The organism is Acrocarpospora catenulata, assembly GCF_018476525.1.
GTDB lineage: Bacteria > Actinomycetota > Actinomycetes > Streptosporangiales > Streptosporangiaceae > Acrocarpospora > Acrocarpospora catenulata.
In genome coordinates this window covers 205,925-225,175 of sequence record NZ_JAHCST010000001.1, presented here as the reverse complement: position 1 = coordinate 225,175, position 19,251 = coordinate 205,925, and the positions used below count along the sequence as shown (strand labels likewise).

General features: G+C 66.5%; 16 protein-coding genes and 1 pseudogene. 7 read left to right on the top strand and 10 right to left on the bottom strand.

What is annotated here, in order from left to right; genetic code table 11:
- Positions 1–2: 2 nt before the first annotated feature.
- From KIP79_RS00975 to KIP79_RS00965, 3 genes are all read right to left on the bottom strand, one after another.
- Entirely contained in the window at positions 3–359 is a 357-nt protein-coding gene (locus KIP79_RS00975; protein ID WP_214102725.1) for an Lsr2 dimerization domain-containing protein, read from the bottom strand.
- Between the two features lie 69 nt (positions 360–428).
- Positions 429–1,520, bottom strand: coding sequence for an MBL fold metallo-hydrolase (locus tag KIP79_RS00970; protein ID WP_214102724.1), 1,092 nt, complete (start codon positions 1,518–1,520; stop codon positions 429–431).
- Between the two features lie 12 nt (positions 1,521–1,532).
- Complete coding sequence (locus KIP79_RS00965; protein ID WP_214102723.1) at positions 1,533–2,468, bottom strand: endonuclease/exonuclease/phosphatase family protein; 936 nt, start codon at positions 2,466–2,468, stop codon at positions 1,533–1,535.
- A 186-nt stretch (positions 2,469–2,654) separates the two neighbouring features.
- Between KIP79_RS00965 and KIP79_RS00960 the strand changes: the two genes are divergently transcribed.
- On the top strand, positions 2,655–2,990 hold the full coding sequence (locus KIP79_RS00960) for an MmcQ/YjbR family DNA-binding protein (protein ID WP_214102722.1): 336 nt from the start codon (positions 2,655–2,657) through the stop codon (positions 2,988–2,990).
- Between the two features lie 41 nt (positions 2,991–3,031).
- Positions 3,032–3,469 carry a type II toxin-antitoxin system PemK/MazF family toxin gene (locus KIP79_RS00955; RefSeq protein WP_214102721.1) on the top strand — a complete coding sequence of 146 codons (438 nt, stop codon included), beginning with the start codon at positions 3,032–3,034 and terminating at the stop codon, positions 3,467–3,469.
- Between the two features lie 14 nt (positions 3,470–3,483).
- On the opposite strand, the gene KIP79_RS00950 is transcribed toward KIP79_RS00955, so the two are convergent.
- The gene (locus KIP79_RS00950) at positions 3,484–4,269 is read right to left on the bottom strand and encodes a CHAP domain-containing protein (protein ID WP_308169498.1); all 786 of its coding nucleotides are present in this window, start codon (positions 4,267–4,269) and stop codon (positions 3,484–3,486) included.
- A gap of 192 nt (positions 4,270–4,461) precedes the next feature.
- On the opposite strand from KIP79_RS00950, the gene KIP79_RS00945 reads away from it, so the two are divergent.
- Positions 4,462–5,238 carry a DUF3152 domain-containing protein gene (locus tag KIP79_RS00945; protein WP_308169497.1) on the top strand — a complete coding sequence of 259 codons (777 nt, stop codon included), beginning with the start codon at positions 4,462–4,464 and terminating at the stop codon, positions 5,236–5,238.
- Complete coding sequence (locus KIP79_RS00940) at positions 5,235–6,317, top strand: winged helix DNA-binding domain-containing protein (protein WP_214102719.1); 1,083 nt, start codon at positions 5,235–5,237, stop codon at positions 6,315–6,317. Before KIP79_RS00945 ends, KIP79_RS00940 begins: the two co-directional genes overlap by 4 nt.
- Positions 6,318–6,336: 19 nt before the next feature.
- On the opposite strand, the gene KIP79_RS00935 is transcribed toward KIP79_RS00940, so the two are convergent.
- The 5 genes and pseudogenes from KIP79_RS00935 to KIP79_RS00915 form a co-directional block, all read right to left on the bottom strand.
- Positions 6,337–7,362, bottom strand: coding sequence for a LacI family DNA-binding transcriptional regulator (locus tag KIP79_RS00935; protein WP_214102718.1), 1,026 nt, complete (start codon positions 7,360–7,362; stop codon positions 6,337–6,339).
- Between the two features lie 1,102 nt (positions 7,363–8,464).
- Positions 8,465–8,821, bottom strand: a pseudogene (locus tag KIP79_RS00930) (transposase); the annotation flags it as partial.
- Positions 8,822–8,868: 47 nt separating this feature from the next.
- Positions 8,869–9,852, bottom strand: a complete 984-nt coding sequence (locus KIP79_RS00925) for an IS110 family RNA-guided transposase (protein WP_308169496.1) — start codon at positions 9,850–9,852, stop codon at positions 8,869–8,871.
- Entirely contained in the window at positions 9,849–10,718 is an 870-nt protein-coding gene (locus KIP79_RS00920; RefSeq protein ID WP_214102717.1) for an IS1380 family transposase, read from the bottom strand. Before KIP79_RS00920 ends, KIP79_RS00925 begins: the two co-directional genes overlap by 4 nt.
- 144 nt (positions 10,719–10,862) lie before the next feature.
- A complete protein-coding gene (locus KIP79_RS00915) occupies positions 10,863–13,973 on the bottom strand; it encodes an AfsR/SARP family transcriptional regulator (protein ID WP_214102716.1) in 3,111 nt (1,036 codons plus the stop codon).
- A gap of 372 nt (positions 13,974–14,345) precedes the next feature.
- Between KIP79_RS00915 and KIP79_RS00910 the strand changes: the two genes are divergently transcribed.
- From KIP79_RS00910 to KIP79_RS48090, 3 genes are read left to right on the top strand one after another with little or no spacing between them, the layout of a single operon-like run.
- Entirely contained in the window at positions 14,346–15,407 is a 1,062-nt protein-coding gene (locus tag KIP79_RS00910; RefSeq protein ID WP_250212480.1) for a hypothetical protein, read from the top strand.
- Positions 15,404–16,000, top strand: a complete 597-nt coding sequence (locus tag KIP79_RS00905; protein WP_214102715.1) for a hypothetical protein — start codon at positions 15,404–15,406, stop codon at positions 15,998–16,000. Before KIP79_RS00910 ends, KIP79_RS00905 begins: the two co-directional genes overlap by 4 nt.
- An 11-nt stretch (positions 16,001–16,011) precedes the next feature.
- Positions 16,012–16,914: a carbohydrate kinase family protein gene (locus KIP79_RS48090; RefSeq protein WP_214102714.1), complete on the top strand. Its 903-nt coding sequence runs from the start codon at positions 16,012–16,014 to the stop codon at positions 16,912–16,914.
- Here the strand turns inward: KIP79_RS48090 and KIP79_RS00895 are convergent, their stop codons facing one another.
- Positions 16,915–19,008: an ATP-binding protein gene (locus KIP79_RS00895; RefSeq protein WP_250212530.1), complete on the bottom strand. Its 2,094-nt coding sequence runs from the start codon at positions 19,006–19,008 to the stop codon at positions 16,915–16,917.
- Between the last annotated feature and the right edge of the window lie 243 nt (positions 19,009–19,251).

Genomic DNA, 19,251 nt, shown 5'->3' with positions numbered 1-19,251 from the left:
GGTCAGCCTTCCTCGGGCGCCTGCACGGCGGCGATGAACTTGTCGATCACCTCGTCCGGCAGCGTGCCCCGGGCGGGCACCTCGATGCCCTGCTCGGCCGCCCACTTGCGGACGTCGCTGTTGGTGTGGCCGCGCAGCCGCTGCGGCTCGGCGGCCCGCCGGGACCTGGTCGCCTGCTTGACCTCCCGGCCCCGCTCCAGGGCCAGCTCGATCAGGCTGACCGCGTCGCGCAGCCGCCGGTCGTTGACCTCCGACAGGTCGATCGCGAAGGTCCGCTGCAGGAGCTGGAACTCCCTGCGGACCACGTCCTCCCCCTCGGACTGATCAAGATCATCAATCAGAATGACCTTCTCCGCCACTAGCCCCTCCCCCAGTCGAGACATGCCAAGACCCGGGTAATGGTACTGGGATCTCAGGGGTCTCAGGTCTCAGGCGATCGACTGCCACCAGCCGTCCACCAGGGGCGGCTGGTCCACGGCCACCCGCTCGCCCGGTTTCGGCACGGCCAGCCGTACGCCCCGGGCCTTGGTCTCCCGCCAGAGCCGGTCCACCGGCTCGGCCCAGGCGTGGAAGGCCAGGATGAAGGTGCACCAGTGCACGGGGACCAGCAGGTCGGCGCGGAGGTCGAGGTGGGCGGCGACCGCCTCCTCCGGGGTCATGTGGATGTCCGGCCAGGACTCGCTGTAGGCGCCGATCTGGATGAGGGCCAGGTCGAAGGGGCCGTACTTGGCGCCGATCTCGGCGTAGCCGGAGAAGTAGCCGGAGTCGCCGGTGTAGAAGACGCGGCGGTGGGCGCCGGTCACCACCCAGGAGCCCCAGAGCGTGCCGTTGCGGACGAGGCCGCGACCGGAGAAGTGGCGGGCCTCGGTGACGGTGATGCGCAGACCGGCGACGGTGGCCCCCTCGTCCCAGTCGAGTTCGACGATGCGGGACGGGGGCACGCCCCACCGCTCCAGGTGGGCGCCGACGCCGAGCGGGACCAGGAAGGGCGCCGACTGAAGGCCGACCAAGGTCCGTACGGTGGGCATGTCCAGGTGGTCGTAGTGGTCGTGGGAGATCACGATGGCGTCCACCTGGGGAAGGGTGTCCAGGGGCACGGGCGGCCGGTGGAGGCGGCGCGGGCCCAGGTGGGGGGCGGGCGAGCAGCGGTCGCTCCAGACCGGGTCGAACAGCACCCGGCGGCCCTCGATCTCGATCAGCGTGGAGGCGTGGCCGTACCAGACGAGGTCCAGGCTGCTCAGCGGGGTGGCGGAGGGCGTCAGAAGGGGGACCTCCTGGTGCGGGCGGCGCTGCTCGCGGTCCAGGATGAAGTCGCGCACGATCTGGTTGCCCTGGCCGGCAGGGGTGATCGCGGTCTCCGCCCGGTTGGTGAACCGTTTACCGTCGAACTGCGGGGAACGGCGCATGCGTGCCAGCCGTTCACCCGCCGGTTTCGCTCCCATCGCGGCGGGGATGTCCCGCATCGCCCAAGCGGCCCCCGCCGCTGCCAATCCCGCTACCAGCCACCCCGTTTTACGCATACAAGGATGTTGTCACAGGGCCAGGGTGACCGTGATGGGGGCATGGTCGGAATCCGGTGTGTCGCGGCGCACGCCCGGCAGGTCGCCCACCGAGGGCAGACCGTGGTCCAGCACCGAGTGCACCGTCTGGATCCGCTCCAGCAGGGCGCGGCTGACCAGGATGTGGTCGATCAGCTCGGGGCGGCCGTGGTAGACCCTCGAATAGCGTTCCGCCTCGGGGATGCGGGGGGCGAGGTTCCACAACCGCCAGCGGTCGCCCCGGTCGCGGATGCGCTCCCCCGAGGTGCCGATCTCGGATCCGGGCGGCCCGACCAGGATCTGCGTGGTGGCGGCCTCCACCCCGTCGTTCAGGTCCCCCAGCACGATCAGTTTCCTGGTCTCGCCCTCGCCCAGCAGCAGTTCGTCGGCCAGGCCGCGCAGGGTGACCGCTTCCGCCGTTCTGCGGTAGAGCGCGTACGCGCCGGCTCTTGCCCTTTCCCCCTCGTCGCGGGGCTGGAAGCGCCCGCCGGGGAAGCTGAGCAGCTTGGACTTCAGGTGCGCGGCGACCAGGGTCAGGTCGTCACCGGCGCGGACGGCCAGCATGCCCCGGCTGGTCGTGCCCACGGTGTCGCCGTCGTCCTCGTGCTGCACGGGGTCGAGCGGCCGGGGAAACGCCGTCCGGTCGTGCAGCACGGTCAGCGGCAACCTGCTGACGAAGCCGACCCGGATCCCGCGCCCGTCCGGAATCTGCGACAGCTCGACGTGCCACTCCCCGTCCAGCAGCCCGACCAGATCCGCCAGCGCCGCCGGCTCCCCCACCTCCTGCACCCCGAGCACGTCCGGCCCGATCTGCGCGATCGTGCCCGCCAGCGCTTTCAGCTTGGCCTCGTACGCGGCCTCATCACGGGGCCCGAACTGCCCGCCCGGCCGATACAGGTTCTCCAGATTCCAGGTCCCAACCACAACCATGGCCCGCCCCCACCAAGAACAAATCCCGAAATTTCCTGGCTCGTGCTCCTAACTATGCCGGGCACGGCCTCCTAAAACCGCTCAAACTCCATAACAATGCGAATCCAACCGACAACGCCCCGCTAAACGAGCGGCACCGCCCCCGACTCCACCGCCCGCCAGAGCGTATCGGCCTAGGATCGGCGCATGGTGACTGTTGGGTTTATTCGTGGGGTGGCGTTGGGGTTGCCGCGGACCGAGGAGCGGCTTGTCCGGGAGCGGGTGACGTTTCGGGTGGGGAGGATTGTGTATTTGGCTGTGGCGGCTGATGAGTTGTCGATGGGATTCGGGTTTCCGAAGGAGGAGCGGGCGGGGCTGGTGGCCGCGGAGCCGGAGAAGTTCTTTCTGCCTCGGGAGTCGGATATGCGGTTTCACTGGGTGCGGGGGTGGCTGGCGGCGCTGGATGAGGAGGAGACGCGGGAGCTGGTGGTGGAGGCCTGGCGGATGTGTGTGCCGAAGAAGGTGTCGGCTCTGGTGCCGTAACGGCGACAAAGGGGTGGATCTTGGGTTGGTAGGGTTGCCGGATGCGTGACGATGGTGCGGATCCCCGGCCGGTTCGGGGGGCGGTTCGTGAGGTTCACCGGCTGGATCGGACGGCCTCGCTGGCGTACTCGCCGGATCTGGACGGTCTGGCCGATCCGGGGGAGATCGTGTGGGCCTGGGTGCCGTACGAGGAGGATCCCTCGCGGGGGAAGGACCGGCCGCTGCTGGTGGTGGGGCGGAACGGGCGCCGGCTGCTGGGGATGATGTTGTCCAGCAAGGGCGACGGCGGGGATGAGTGGCTGCCGTTGGGCTCGGGGGCCTGGGATCGGAGCGGGCGGCCGTCGTACCTGCGGGTGGATCGGGTTTTCGAGCTAGCCGAGGATGACATCCGGCGGGAGGGCGCGATCCTCGATCAGGATCGGTTCGTGCGGGTGGCGGCGTTTCTGATGCGTACGCACGGCTGGGCCGCCGACGGCTGAGCCGGTTTCAGCGGTCAACCGAGACGGCGGTCCGTTACGCCGACACCAGCCCCTTCCAGTACGTCTCCCCGGTGGGCCTGGCGGTCGACAGCGTCTACGTCCACTGATTGCTTGGCACGCTTCCGGCGATGTCTGCCCGTGGCCTTGGCGGCCCGCGCGAGCCGGCGTACGTGCAGCCCGGTCGCGATGAGGGAGGCGCCGAGCGCCAGGGCGAGCACGCCGGTGGCGACGGCGGCGCCGGGTGAGACGCCCGAGGCGCCCCCGGCCACGGCCGTCACCGCGTCGGGCCGCAGGTTGAGGGTGTCCGGCGAGGCGTTGAGCGTGTCACGGACCAGGCGCGGGACGCCGTACCCGACCACCTTGGATTCGTCCCTGACCTTGCGTTTTAACCAGACGCGGTCGACGTTCGCCTCGATGGTGTGGAGTTTCCCGTTTTCGACTTTCTCCACGATTCCCACGTGGTCGATGCCTTTGATGTCATCGCCGCCCGCCCAGTCGAAGAAGACCAGCGCGCCCGGTTCCGGAGTGTCCGTCCAGGCGTTGTGCTGCTCGAACCAGCGCGCGTGCGAGGGGGTCCAGGCGAACGCGCCCACGTAGTCGGTGACCCCGGCACGGTCGGCCGCCCAGGCGATGAACATGTCGCACCAGGGCGCGTTCCGGTATTGCGGATCTTTGACGGTTTCCGCGTACCACGCCCCGAACTTGGTGTGCTGGCCAGGCTTCTCCCGGTAACCAAGTTCCCCGGTGACGACGGCTAACAGGTCCTCAGTGATCGTGTCCCCAGGGGAACGTTCCAGCACACTTCCTCCATAACCGCCCGATAACAATCGACTGTAGTTCGGAAATGTCGGACTCGCGGCGCTTTTCCGGGGAAAACAGATACGTCAAGTTTCGCCAAGGGAAGAAACGCCAGCGTGCGGGGCCAATGATGTGATCGTTTTCCCGTTATGATCTGTGCCCTGGGGATAGATCGTGGGGGTTGGGGAGAGCTTGTGGACCATCGTTTCCTGTTCGCGGCGGCGGGGATCCTCGCTGTGGGCGTGGCCGGCGGGGCCGTACTGATCGCACGCCAGCAGCCGGCGCACGAGCCGGTGGCGGCGACCACGCCGCAGGCGCGACCGGCGCCGGCCGGACTGGCCGTGCCCGCCCAGCCGGAGGTGCTGAAGGCACGGGAGGGGGTGCGGCCGGACAAGCGGCAGGTGGTGAACGGCCGGGTGCAGCCCGCCCGGGTCACCGTGCCGAACCACGCGAACGGCAAGTACGTCACGGTCCGCCACAAGGCGGACGCGCCGAAGGGTGAAGGGCCGCTCTACCGGTACATCGTGGAGGTGGAGCAGGGCCTGCCGTACTCCGGGGACGACTTCGCCGACGAGGTGCACCGGATCCTCAACGACCCGCGGGGCTGGGGCCGGTTCAAGCGGGTCACCTCGGGTCCGGTCACGGTCCGGGTGTCGCTGTCCAGCCCGGTCCAGGTCGACGACCAGTGCTTCCCGCTCCAGACCGCCGGGCGGCTGTCCTGCTTCAACGGCACCCGCGCGGTGATCAACGCGATGCGCTGGAACGAGGGCGCGGACAGCTACGGCAAGGACCTGGCCTCCTACCGCGAGTACCTGATCAACCACGAGGTCGGCCACAGCCTCGGCCACGGCCATAAGCAGTGCCCAGGCAAGGGCAAGCTCGCGCCCGTCATGGTCCAGCAGACCAAGTCGGTCGGGTCGTGCGAGCCCAACCCCTGGCCCCACCCGGGACGGCTAAGGTCGGAGCTATGAACGTGGATCGGCGCCAGGTGCTGGCCTACCGCGTCGCGGCGCAACAGCTTGACCGCACCGCTCTTCCCCCCAGCGAACTCGCCGTCCTGGACCTGGGCGTCCAGGACACTCCGTACGGGTCGGCCCGGCAGGCCGTGTCGGCCCGCACCTCGGCCGACCCGGAGGACTCGGCGCTCACCCTGGTCTGGTCCACCAGGGGCGCGCCGCACCTGCACCGCACGTCCGACCTCCCCGCGCTGGCCGCCGCGCTCTGGCCGGTCAGCGACGCGGACGCGACAGCCCGGATCGCGACCGCGCAGATCAAGGAGGGCGCCAAGCTCGGCCTGGCCGCCTTCCGCTCGGCGGCCAAGGCCATGCACGACGTGGTCATCCAGCCGATGTCCAAGGGCGAGGTGAGCAAGGCGGTCAGCGCCCAGATCCCGGAGTGCCTCACCTACTGGTGCCGGGGCTGCTCCGCGCAGCACATCTCCGGCGCCCTGTTCCAGCAGGTCGGCCTGGCCGCCGGGGTACGGCTGACGCCGCAGGGCTCGGCCACCACGCTGGCCCCGGCCACGCACCGGCCGGCCGTGCCCACCCGGTCGGTGGCCCCGGAGTCGGTGGTCCGCGCGTACCTGACCCTGCTCGGCCCGGCCACCCCGGCCGAGGCGGCCAAGTTCCTGGGCACCACGCTCACCGAGGTCAAACGCATGTGGCCGAAGGACCTGGCCGAGATCCGGATCGACGGGCGCAAGGCCTGGCTGCCCGCCGAACGGGTGCCCGCCCTGCGCGAGGCGCCGAGCCCCCGGCTGCTCCGGCTGCTGCCGCCGTCCGATCCGTACCTGCAGGCCAGGGACCGCACGCTGCTGGTGCCCGAGAAGGCCCGGCAGTCCGAGATCTGGCGCATTCTCGGCAATCCCGGCGCGGTCCTGCTGAACGGGGAGATCGCCGGGACCTGGCGGGCCAAGATGGCGGGCAAGAACGTCCTGGACCTCACGGTCACCGCGTTCGAACCTCTCCCCCGCCCGGCCCTGGAGGCGGAGGCCGACCGCGTCGGCCGGGTGCGCGGCGCCCGCGCCACCCGCGTCCTGGAGGCGACCTGACCGCTGCGGCCCGGCCCGCCTAAGCGGACTCGCGGATGATCAACTCCGGCTCGAAGATCACTGATGTGACGCGGCGGGCCGGATCGTCGATGTGGGCGAGCAGCAGGCGGGCCATCTCGGCGGACATGTCCTCGACCGGGTGGCGCACGGTGGTGAGCGGCGGACGGCAGGCGGTGGCGGCGCTGCTGTCGTCGAAGCCGACCACCGCGAGGTCCTCCGGGACCCGGCGGCCGTGCGCCTGGGCGACCACCAGCGCGCCCTGCGCCATCAGGTCGTTCCCGGCGAACAGGCCGTCGATGTCGGGGTGCTCGGCGAGCAGGCGCTCCATCGCCAGTTCGCCGCTCTCCTGGGTGAAGTTCCCCTCCACACTGGGCAGGTACGCGTACCCGTGCCTGGCCATCGCCTCCCGGAACCCGGAGAGCCGTTCCAGGCTGGCGGGCACGTCCAGGGGGCCGGAGATGGTGGCCACCCGCTGGCAGCCGCGAGCCACCAGATGGTCGGCGGCCAGCCGGGCTCCGGTGCTGTGCGCGACGTCCACATAACTGATCCTGATCGGCTGGGCGGGCCGCGCGAAGAGCACCACCGGCGGGCCGGACTCCACCAGCTGGGCCGGGAGGGGATCCTCGGCGTGGGTGGAGACCAGGATGGCGCCGTCCACGTGCCCCTGTCTCAGGTAGTCGACCACCTGGGCCCGCGCGTCGGCGGCCTCGGCCAGCATCAGGACCAGATGCACGCCCAGCGGCCGCAGATGCCCCGATATCCCGCTCACCACCCGCCCGAAGAACGGATCGGTGAACACCCGGGCGAAGAACTGCCCCGCCCCCGAGACGACCAGGGCGATGGACCCGGTCCTGCCGGTGACCAGTGATCTGGCCGCCCGGTTGGGCACGTAGCCGACGGCCGCGACCGCCTGGCGTACGGTCTCTTGGATACTCGGGTCGACGTTTCGGATCCCGTTGATGACCCTGGAGACGGTGGCGCGAGAGACCCCCGCAGCCCTGGCGACGTCCTCAAGAGTGGGCGAGGCCGGGCGATCTTCCCTCATGGGAGAACTCTAACCCATCAACGGGAGAGCGCTCTCCATGCTAGCGCCGCTGATGGGCGCTAGAGGTGTCTGGCGCGGGGACCACGGCGCCCAAGCACTGGAGCAGGTCTCCAGCGCGGTGAGCAACGTCTCGTTCGCCTAGCCAGCGCGAGAGCAAGATCGGGCATCCGACCTCACTTGTATAGAAAATGACCCAGCCCCATAAAAACAGCCATCGTTGCGGACCAATAAAGTGCTGCAGTTGACCCCCATAGGAGGCCCGACCGCTCTATGATCATCCAGCGGAAGAGGGAAGAGTGTCACGCACGCTTCCTGCTATAGATATTTCAGCACTCAGGAGACGTATGCCCTCCGAACCGGGGAAGATCAAGACCCTGCTGGTCAGGGCGCTCATCTGCGCGACAGTATTCATGACGGCAGCCACCACCACTACCGCCATGAACTCCTACTCTGACGAACACAGGAATGCCGTTACATCCACACAGTTGGCCAGCTGAGCCAATTTGGCGACTTCTGGATGATACGCCAGAGATGGCGCTCATCCAGAGTTGCCAGCCTCACAATACAATCGAAGGGCTCAAGTTCTCTACCCTGTCTTTTAATGATCTTCCCGAATCCACCACCAAACACGATTGCCGGCTCCAGCGCCGTGATCGCTACGAGGTGTACGGACCAGCCGTAACAGTGAACGTTCGCGGCACAGTTCTACAGGCAGACCTAAGTTGACCTGGCAAAATTCCTGGCCGGTGAGGAGTTTGGGGGAATATGTGACAGTCGAAATCAACCATATGGTCGAATGCGCGAACCTCGACGACTGCTGGAGTGTCGTCCACGGCGATTAACGGCCGGACCAGGCACACATTTTGTCCAACCCAGAAAAGCTCAACTACCCAACGGTAATCACATCGAATGCGGAAGAGTAAGACAAGTAACCTCATTAACCTCGATGTTTCACGATCTTCGTCTGGTCGGCTGAGCGGTTCGGCTGGGAGTTGATTTCGCCGTCTTGGTCAGTCTGGTGGCCCGGCTGTCGCGCCGGGTGGGCGGGGTTCCACGGGCCCGCTGGGTGTCCCTTCTCGTCGTCGGGGCGGGTTTGTGCTGGTCAGGTCGGAGCCGGGAGCGCTTGTAGCCGGGTGATGGCGGCGGCGAGGTGGCCGGCCCAGGGCCAGTGTGCGGTGATGCGCAGGCGGAGGCGTCGGCCGCCGCGGACCAGGCGGGCGGCGACGGCGAACAGTCTCAGCCGCAGTCGTTTGGGTTCGTAGCGGCGGGCCGGTCCGTGCAGGGCGAGCATCTGCATCCAGGCCAGCAGTTCGCATGCCAGCGCGACGATCTCGCACCAGATCAGGTTCTGGGTGAAGTCGTGCAGCGGCAGGTTGCGCAGGCCGGTGTCCTTGGCGGCGCGGATGCGGTCCTCGCAGCGGGCGCGGCGGCGGTGCCGCAGTTCCAGGTCGGCGAGCTGACGGTCCGGGTGTTGGTGACGAAGCAGACACCCCATGAGCTTTATGGTCAAGCTGCGAGGCCGCTGTAACGATGCGACCAGGCGGTTGCTTGATCGTAGTAGGTGTGGGTTTTGAGGCAGCCGTGCAAGATGCCGACGAGGCGATTGCCGACCTGGCGGAGGGCGGCGTTGTGGCTGATGTCGCGGGCCCGTAATTCGTCGTAGTAGGCGCGGGCGCCGGCGTCGTGGCGGGCCGCTGAGAGGGCCTGCGTGTGAAGGGCGTCCACCAAACGATCGTTGTGAACGAAACGAGCGTGCACTGTTTTGGACTTGCCCGACTGGCGCGTGATCGGGCTGGTGCCGGCGTAGTTCTTGCGGGCCTTGGCGCTGGTGTAGCGGCCCGGCGCGTCGCCGAACTCCGCGAGCACCCGGGCGCTGGTGATGACGCCCAAGCCAGGCTGGGAGAGGTAGACCTCAGCGTCCGGATGGCGACCAAGATACGCCTCGGCCTGCTCTTCCAATGTCTTGATCTGCGAGTTCAGGGTCTGCAGGACCGCCACGGTCGCCCGGACTGTGGCCGCGTAGGCACCCGTGACGATCTCGGATTGGCCCAGGTGCTCGGTGCACAGCGCATCCCGGATCGCAGCGGCTTTAGCCGCGGCATCACGGCGGCGGGAGCGTTTGAGCACAGCGGAGATCCGGGCGATGGACAGCTTGGCCGCGCTGACAGGGTCGGCGGCCTCGGCCAGCAGTTCCAAGGCGTCAGGCCCGGTCAGCGTCAGCGGCGCGTAGGCGGCCAGGGCGGCGGGGAAGTAGTCGCGCAGGACCGCCCGTAGCCGGAGTGTCTGCCGGGTCCGCTCCCAAATCATGGTCTGGTGAGCGCGGGCCACGACCTTCACCGCCTCACACTCGTTGGAGTCGGCCGCGACTGGGCGCAACTGGTGACGACGAGTTCGGATCATGTCCGCAAGAGTGCGGGCGTCGGCCTTGTCGCTTTTGGCCCCCGACAGCGACACCAGCTCACGATGCCGAGCCGCCTGCTTCGGATTCACCCCGTAGACCTGGTAGGCCGCACCTGCCCGTCGGCGTCGTAGGCGGGCGTCCACGCATCGGGAGGCAGAGCCAGGATCGCGGCGGCGATGTCGTCGCTGAGGGTGAACCCGATGGAGTAGGCGAGCCGGCGGCCGGGTTTGTTCAGCCAGGACAGGAACTCGTGGGTGCCGCCGCCGGAGTCGGTGTGGATCAGCACCTGCCGCCGGCGCGGTTTGGGGAGCTGGGCCGGGGCCAGGCGGGTGACCTCGATGTGGTCGGCGGCGGTGTTGGACCCGGCGTTGCCGGGCCTGAGCATGATGGCCAGCGGCTCCCTGGCGGCGCCGGGACCGTGGTCGGCGAAAACGGTCAGCGGGTGGAAGCCGTAGGTCTTCTTCCAGGTCGGTGTGGCGTGCTGTTTGTCGGAGTGGGCGATGACGATGGTGGCGTCGATGTCGAGGGGGATCAGCTCGCCGTCGGTTCCGGATGCGTCCTGCCCGGACAGTGACCAGGCCCGCTGCCGGGCGGCGGCCCGGGCGGTGCGGATCGCCTGGAGCGCGCGGGCGGGGTCGGCGGCCAGCCGGTCGATCAGCCGGGACACCGTCGGATCGGATGCCACGGGTCCGAACAGGTCGGGCTGGGTGCGCAGTATCGCGATGTCGGCCAGGCAGTCCCCGCCCAACGCCAGCGTGAGGGCCAGGTCGGTGATGATCTTTCCGGGGTCGTGGATCGCTCGTGATGGCCGCCACCGCTCCAGCTGCGCCGACAGCGCATTGCCCAGGCCGGTGACCCGCAGCGTCTCTGCCAGCAGCAGCCCGCCGGCTTGCGAGATGAGTCCCGAGCCGTCGGCGGACGCCACGATCTTGCGCTGGGAGACGATAGTCTTCACGTGAAAAGTGCCTTCTGAACTGGCGCGGATTGGACCCTAGACAAGCCCTATCCTCCCAGTTCAAAGGCGCTTTTCTCATGTAGGCGATCAAGCTGGCTCAAATTCACCGTGAAAGCCGCAGGTTAACGACATGCACTGCCCGATTTATCCTGTATCTATGGATCGGTCGAGTCGTGCACGTGTTGTCCTGGCCTCAGGCACACCCAACCTGTCGAAGTTGGTAGCCGCCTCCCGCCAGCACGCCTCCGCCTCCGCGCGCTCCTGACTATGGAAGAGGGATAGTCCCATTCGATCCAATATCAAAGATTCCTGGTAGATATCCTTGATGTCGCGAGCGATACCCAGCGCCCGCCGGTAGTGCTCCAAGGCGACATTGTGGCGGTGAGCTCGTCGATGCACCTCACCAAGACCGAACAGTGCCTTGCTCTCCAAGTATCGATCCGAGAGTTCCAACGCTCCCGTCAACGCATGTTGATGATGGATCAATGATTCGCCCTCGCGGTTCATGCTACCCAAACAGAATCCAGTCTCATTGAGAATCTCGGAATTAGCTCGCCGATCACCCAATTCATTGTAGATCTGCAGCGCCTTTCGGTAGAAGTCAAGCGCACTATTGTACTCACCGAGTTCCCGCCGCAGATTCCCGGAGTTGGCCAGCCATGTGGCCTGGTGCTGCCTGCTCATTTCACTTTCCAGCACGGCGGCCTGCTCCAGATGTCGCCTGGCGGAAGCGTACCGACCTAATCGGAGCTCCACCTCCTGCACATTATTCAATGTTATCATCTGTCCGCGGTCATCGCCGATCTCCTTACTGACCCGGAGCGCCTCCTGAAACTGGTCTGCGGCTTGAATGTAATCGCCCAGGTGCCAGGCCAAGATAGCCAGGTGGTTTAGGCTGTTCACTTCCTCGTGGTGGTCACCGAGCATCTTTCTGATGTTCAGCGCCTCCCGGCAATATTCGCGCGCCGTTTCGAAATCGGCACGGTGCCAATAAATCCGGCCAAACTGGTCGAGTAGCTCGGCGATCCCGGATTGGTCGTTCAAAGCACGGCGAATGGCCAGTCCCTCGGTGGCGAACCGAATCGCCTGCTCATAGTTTCCAATACGCCAGTTCACCTTCGAGGCCTCCGCCAGGGCACGGGCCAGCCCTGGCTGGTCCGCGAGTTCCCGCCACCCGCTGATGGCCAACTCGTGAAGGTATGTGGCCTCCTTCCAGTTACCCCCCGCTTCGAGGAAGTGACTGAGGACATGAGGGAACAGCGTCGCATGCCGCGCCCAACCGTCTGCGGATGCGTACCGGATGAGGTGGATGAGGTTGTCCATTTCCTTCTCCAGCCATTCCCGCGCCTCGTCAGCGGAGCGGAATTCGGGTCTCACCTGAGGTACATGGGCGATCTCGATATGTGGGCGTGCTCGGAAGGGAGGCAACATCCGGTCGGCTTGATCGGCTAGGTGGAGATAGAAGTCGAGAACTCGGGCCATGGCTGCCCGGCGCTGTGGCGCAGGGTCGTTTTCGGCGAGGGAGCGGGCGTACTCCCAGATCAGGTCGTGGAAACAGTAGCGGCCGCGGATTGGTTCGGTGATGAGGTGGTGGTCGTGGATGCCATCAAGGAGGCGTTCGGTGGTGGCACGGTCCTCGGACAGGAGAGCGGCGGCACAGTCGATGGTGATTTCGGGGCTGGGGTGCAGACCGAGTGAGCGAAAGGTCTGGCGGTGGCGGTTGTCGAGTTCCTGGTAGGAGCATTCGAAGGCGGCGATGACTTCACGGTTCTCAGCGCGGAGTTCGGCGAGGCGGCGCCCCTTCTCACTGAGCCGGGCAACGACATCGCTGACCCGCCAGGAGGTGCGGCCTCCGAATTGCTGTCCGGCCAGGACGATCGCGAGTGGAAGGTATCCGCAAAGCTCGACGACCTTCGCTACATCCTCGGTCTCTCGGCTGAGTCGCGGACCGATAATCCGCCCGAGCAGAGTGATGGCATCGTCATGTGGCAGTGGGTTCAAGGTCAGGGGTGGCGCATCATCGAGACCCGCCAGTCGGCGCCTACTGGTGATCAAAACCAAGCTGCCTGGAGCGCCGGGAAGTAGGTGGCGAATCTGCTCATGACCGGTCGCGTCATCAAGCACGATTAGCATGCGGCGACGAGCCAGTTCGGTCCGCCACAGGGTGGCACCCTCGTCCAGACTTTTCGGGATGCGCTCTCCCGGTATGCCGATCGCACGGAGCAGGCGGGTGAGCGCGTCAAATGGGTCCAATGCGGCGTTCTCACTGCGGTGACCGTACAGATCGAGGTAAATCTGCCCGTCCGCGTACCGCGGGGCCAGCATGTGGGCCACGTGCAGGGCCAGGGTCGACTTCCCGACGCCGGCCATTCCATCCACTCGCAGAACGGTGACGGCCGTAGCGCGGGCTGCGGCCATGGCGGTCAGCTGGGAGATCTCCTCAGCTCTGCCGGTGAAGTTGAACACATCGCGGGGAAGGCCGCTGGGAGGCTGAGCAGCGAGACGAGGCCGAGGGAGGAGGGTCGGGTCGCTGCGAAGGATACGCTGATGAAGTTCACGCAGTTTGTGGCTGGTTTCGGAGCCTAATTCGTCGTGGAAGCGCCGCTGGGTATCGCGGTAGACGGCCAAGGCCTCGGCAAGGCGGCCACTGCGGTACAGGGCCAGCATCTGCATTTCGACCAGCCGTTCATTGAGCGGGTACTGAACAATGAGATCGCGCAGCTCGCCCACAAGGTCGGCGTGGAGACCGATCTGGAGTTCGAGATCGGCGCGTTCGATGAGGGCGGAGAGCAACTCCTCCTCAATCACCTCACGCGTGCGGTCCGCCCATGAACCGGTGAGGCCGGAGAGGGGCTCTCCGCGCCAGAGGAGGGACGCCTCGCGGAGCAGGCGAATGGCTTGCTCGCGGTCGCCGGTCGCCTGGACGGCGCGAGCCCGAGCGCGCAGCATCCGGAACCGGTGCAGGTCAACACTTTCCTCCGCGATGTCCAGCACGTATGCGCCGGCCCGGTTGCGTAGATTCGCACCACCATTCGGCAGCCACTTTCTGATCCGCGCGACGTTCTGATGTATTTGGGACCGCGCATTTGACGCTTGATCATCGTCCCATATACGACTGATGAGCGACTTCACCGGTACCGGCTGGCCGGGAGCGAGGAGCAGGATGGCCAGGATGTGGCGTTCTCGCGCCCACCCGATCTCGATCGGGCCGTTTTCGGACAAGGCCTGAATCTGGCCAAGAATGCGAAATTCCACCGGCTGTCCCATTGGAGGGAACGGTTCTCTCTGGCCGGAATCTTTTCATCTTCCGGGACCTGGATCCAGGCCGGATTGCCATTCTGTCAGATATGACAGAACCAGTAAGGTTCCCGCAAGGTTCTCCGCAAGGTCAGATGTGGACGCTCACAGCAAGGCGAAGGGGGTCGCCGACGACCAGATGATCAAGGGGGCTTCAGAGGGGCGATGGCAATTCACGAATGGCGCCGAGTGCCGGTGGGCCTGGACGCGCGCAAATGGGTGACTCGAGGAAACTGCAAGACCTTGTTGGTGATCGTTCACACGGTCACATCGGGGCAGCGACTCCTGGACGCGGCTCGATTGGTCGATTCCGACACGCGCGTCCAGGTGATGTTCACGATCGCACCGGACGTCTTCAACAACGGCGTGGAAGAATTCGTACAAAGTATCGAAGGGCTGCTGCTGCCCTGGCAGCAGGCCGTGAACACGCGATTCGACCTGGCCATCGCGGCGGCTTACGGCCACGTTCATGAGGTGCACGCGCCGCTGATCGTCATGGAGCACGGGAACGGGTTCAACAAGCGAGTGTCCTGGGCACCAGGCAAGCACGTGGCAGGGGAACGGCCCACTTACGGTCTGGACGCGCAGCGGCTGGTCCGGAACGGGAACGTGATCGCGTCCTCGATCGTGCTTTCGCACCAGACCGAACTGGGACGCCTGGGGCGGGCCTGTCCGCAGGCCCTGCCGGTGGCGCAGGTAGTCGGCGACCCTTGCTACGACCGACTGGCGGCCAGTATGCCCAATCGCAACCTATACCGGCGGGCGCTCGACGCCGGCCCTCGCCAGAAGGTACTGGTGGTGACGTCAACCTGGGGACGGCACTCGCTGTTCGCCCGACGGCTGGACCTGTTCTCCAGAGTGGTCCACGAACTGCCAGCGAACGAGTACCGCGTAGTGGCACTGCTCCACCCGAACGTCTGGTTCGGACACAGCCGCTGGCAGGTCCGGACCTGGCTGGCCGACTGCCAGCGGCGAGGGCTGCGGATCCTGATGCCGGAGCAGGATTGGCGCGGGGTTCTGGTGGCGGCCGACTGGGTGATCGGCGATCAAGGGTCAGCGACCCTGTACGGCGCGTCGATCGGTGTGCCGGTGGCCCTGGCCAGCTTCGAGGCATCCGAGGTGGATCCGGAGTCGGCGATGGCCGACCTAGCCGCCGTCGTGCCCAGAATCAATCGGTACCAACCACTCCGCACTCAACTGGACCGGGTCGCGGCCGTGCTGAAGCCCACCGACTACCAGCGGGTTGAGGAGCGCGTCACCTCCGAGCCCGGCCGTTTCCACCGCAACATGCGGCGGCTGATGTACCGGCTCATGGGCCTGCGCCAGCCGTCGAGCGTGCCCATCGCGATTCCCGTCCCGCTACCGGTGCTCGTCACGGGTTTGGAGGGGTGACCATGCTGGTGGTCCCGCATTTTTTCCGGCAACGGTACCCGCTGCGCCTAAGCCGCACTACGACTATCGCACCGCCTCATTCGGCGCTGCCCGCCTTGCTGATCATCCCGCGCGAGGGTCCGTTACGGGCACCGCACCTGATGGTGCTCACCGGGTCGTCCGTCGGTGGGCTGCCCCGGGGGGACCTCGTCACGGACGATGCGCACATCGTGGCCGACTCCGACGATCGCCGAGACCAGGGCTGGCACGAGATAGCTGACGTCCTGGTCACCCGGCAGCAGTTCGCGGGAGTGCTCGACCGCTATGTCGGATGTGCCGTCGCAGTCGCTCGGGGCGACCAGGGCTGCCTGATCGGCACACGGCATGGACTTGTCGCCGAGATCACCGGTACCGCCGGGCTCATGGCCGGAACCGATCCCTGGCCGGCCACGTTCGGCTCGTTCCTGTACTGCTGGCTGACGGCCAAGCTTCCCCTGGCCAGCTTGGCCTCTGCCGCCATCATCGCTGGTCGCTACATCCATTCCCCCGGCAGTGAGCCCGGTGAAATGGACGTGGCTGGCCGCGCCCGGATCAGTCTGGGGTACGGCACATGACACCTCGAATCGTGGTGGCCGGAGCCACCAGCTTCTACCTGTCGGTCGGCGTGCACGAGTTCCCCGTACACTACCGCCCGACGTGTACGCCGCGGTGGTTGTCGGGTGGCGTGTCCGGTGCCGCCGCGCACATCGCAAGCACCCTGCACACCCTAGGTGGCAGCATCCGGCTCTGCACGGTCGTGGGCTCGGACCTGGTCGGTGCCGGCATACGGGCCGAACTGGACAAAAACGGCCTGCTCGGACCCGGCGTGATCACCAGCGAGAACTCATCGACGGGCGTCGTCCTGGTTGGGCCGGACGGCCGACGTATGGGCTATCCGCACCTGGCCCCCGTCAACAACGTCGCCTATCCCTTCGACGTCCTCGCCAGTCAGTCTCGGGGAGCCGAGCTATTGGTGCTGACGAATGCGAAGTTCGTCCGCCCTTTGGTCGCCCCCGCCGCCGAGTTGGGTGTTCCGATCGCAGTGGATGCCCACCTGATCGGGGATACCGCCGACCCTTACAACGTCCCGTGGCTCCGTGCCGCCCACATCCTGTTCTGCAGTGATGAACGCCTGCCTGTGGCCCCCCGGCAGTGGATCGCCGAGATCTTCGACCGCTATCCGCGTTGCGCCGTGGTCGGCGTGGGCATGGGGGCACGTGGCGCCGTGGTTGGGCTCCGCAACAGACGACTTGTTACGGTTGAAGCTGTTACGCCCCGGGGAGTAATCAACACCACGGGCGCTGGGGACGCACTGTTCGCCACCTTCCTTCATTTCTGGGTGAGTACGGGGGATCCCGTACAGGCACTGCAGGCCGCGGTGCTCAACGCGGGCTGGAAGATCGGCCACCGGACTCCCGCGAGTGTGTCCCTGAGCCTCCCCGAACTGCGTGCGAGTCCGCCGCCACCGACGACAGTCGAAAGCTGGTGATCAATCGAGCTGAGACAGGAGCCGGTCAAGCCTGTCGGTATCACTACTCATATGGGCGAGGAATTCGCGGGCGCGCTCCAGGTACTGGCGCGCGTCCGCCCGACGCCCCGCGCTCAACGCGACCTCGCCGAGGCTGCGCAGTGCCAGCGACTGGCCAGCCAACGATCCCAGTTCCTCCATTGCCGCAAGCCCACGAATGAGCAGGTCCTCCGCGACGGACGGCTCCTCCCAGCGGGCTCGGCCAAGCAGGATCAACGCTCTGGCATGGTTGTACGGATCGGATTCGCGTGCCAGCATCTCGATCGCAGCGGTCAGATGAGGCACCGCTTCACCGGCCCGGCCGCTCTCGGTCAGCGCCCGTCCAAGGTCACACATGGCCAGCGCCACCCGCCGCGGTTCACCCGCCGCCCGATAGCTGTCAACTGCCGCCTCGAAGATGGTGATCGCGGCCTGTGGCCGGTCACGATCCATCTCCAGATGCCCCAGCTGCCGGTTGGTGTCCCCGATCCGGTACGTGTTGCCCAGCCCACGCCAGATGTCCAGCGCATACCTCAAGTCCGCAGCGGCTTCGTCCCAGCGGCCCAGCGTACGAAGCGACAGGGCGGTTCGGTTGAGCATCTTGGCATGCGCGTTCGCGTCCCCACAGGCCTGCGCCGCAGCCAGTCCTAGCCGGTCGATTTCCAATCGTTCCGACCGGAAGCCACGATGTAGGAACAGTGGCCACATCGCGTCCACCAGATTCCATACCTCCACGTGTAGCCCTCGCGCGTGTCCCGCCAGCGCGGTCGCCCGCAGGTTGCGGAACTCCCGGTCCATCCAGTCCAGCGCCTGCGCGGCGTCGGCGAAGCCAGGCTCTCCATCCGGCACGGGAATCGACCGGTACGGCGCCGCTGCGTGGCTCGCCATTCGCGTCCTGCGCAGGAACCAGTCAACCGCGCGCCGCATGGCCTCCTCCTGTACGGCGATCGGTTCCTCCGCCTCGGCCATCTCTTTTGCATGCAGCCGTACCAGATCATGAAACCTATAGCTCCCACCGTCGACGTCGTCCAGCAGGTTCGCGTCGGTCAGCACCCCCAGAAGACGTCGCGTCTCAGTTGATGGCAGCCCGACCAACGCTGAAGCCGCCGCGCTGTCGAACGTCGCGCCCGGAAACAACCCGAGCAACCGATACAGCCGGGCTGCTTCAGGTGGCGAAAGGTTCTGATAGGAGAGCGTCAGAGCGGCCCTGATGGTCATGTCGTCCTCCACGGACAGTGCGCTGAGGCGCTGGTTCTCCTGGGCAAGCGCCTCGACCATCTCGGTCAGCGGCCAGCGTGGCCGAGTGGCCAGCCGGGCGGCCGCAACCGACAGCGCCAGCGGCACCCGCGCGCACAGGTCGACCAGTTGCTTTGCCGCGGTCAGCTCTCCGCCGACACGATCGTCACCGAGCCGATGCCGGAGCAGATCCAGGGCGGCTTCCACATCCAGCCGCTCCAGTTGGATACCTCGGGCGCCATCCATCATCAGTCCGGCCAGCCTCCACCGGCTCGTAACCAGGACGACGCTGCCTCCGGACGCGGGCAGCAGCGGTCGCACCTGTGCGGCTGACAAGGCGTCGTCGAGCACGACCACAAGGCGACGTGCGGTCACGAGTGACTGATACAGGGCGGCCCGTTCCACGAGCCCGCCGGGAATACGATCGGGTGCGATTCCGAATGCCCGGATGAATTGTCCGAGCACCTCTGCGGGGTCGGCCGATGGGTCGGTTGCATGACCACGTAAATCCGCGTACAGCTGCCCATCCGGGAAATCCTGACTATTTCGGTGGGCCCAATTCAGGCTAATGGCCGTCTTGCCCACCCCCGCCGGGCCGGATACGACCACGATGGTCGGGGATCCGGACCGCGACCCTTTGCCATGGGCACGATCAAGAAATGCCAGTGTTTCCAGTCGGTTGATCAGCGTACCGCTCGGTGGCAGCTGTCGTGGTGTGGGCATCGGGGAGACGGCCTGGTGGATATGGATGCCGCCGATGATGTCTCTGGCCTGGACCGCCGGGCCGTGCACGGTGCCACCCAAACTGTTGACGTGCTCACTATGGGGATCTCTGTTCATCACCAAGCGCAGGAGAATCGAATATACGTCAGCAGAATGCATACTTACCACAGAAATGCATCCTGCCGCGCCCTCACCGCACAATTGTAAGAATTTGCGGAACCTGACCACTGGTTAGTGCGACAGCATCACTGTGCATATCCGTCAGAGCACACTACGCCACGGAGCCGAGGCCATCGGGGTGAGCACCGAGCTCGGTTCCGTCCGTGATCGTGCATCGAGCTTGCTGAACATAGCCCACGC

Excerpts from the sequence above, each read along its gene's own strand:
- KIP79_RS00965 (WP_214102723.1), bottom strand. The coding sequence starts at position 2,468 with ATGGTTGTGGTTGGGACCTGGAATCTGGAGAACCTGTATCGGCCGGGC.
- KIP79_RS00910 (WP_250212480.1), top strand. The coding sequence starts at position 14,346 with ATGTTCACGATCGCACCGGACGTCTTCAACAACGGCGTGGAAGAATTC.
- KIP79_RS00960 (WP_214102722.1), top strand. The coding sequence starts at position 2,655 with ATGGTGACTGTTGGGTTTATTCGTGGGGTGGCGTTGGGGTTGCCGCGG.
- KIP79_RS00955 (WP_214102721.1), top strand. The coding sequence starts at position 3,032 with ATGCGTGACGATGGTGCGGATCCCCGGCCGGTTCGGGGGGCGGTTCGT.
- KIP79_RS00940 (WP_214102719.1), top strand. The coding sequence starts at position 5,235 with ATGAACGTGGATCGGCGCCAGGTGCTGGCCTACCGCGTCGCGGCGCAA.
- KIP79_RS00970 (WP_214102724.1), bottom strand. The coding sequence starts at position 1,520 with ATGCGTAAAACGGGGTGGCTGGTAGCGGGATTGGCAGCGGCGGGGGCC.
- KIP79_RS00935 (WP_214102718.1), bottom strand. The coding sequence starts at position 7,362 with ATGAGGGAAGATCGCCCGGCCTCGCCCACTCTTGAGGACGTCGCCAGG.
- KIP79_RS00895 (WP_250212530.1), bottom strand. The coding sequence starts at position 19,008 with ATGAACAGAGATCCCCATAGTGAGCACGTCAACAGTTTGGGTGGCACC.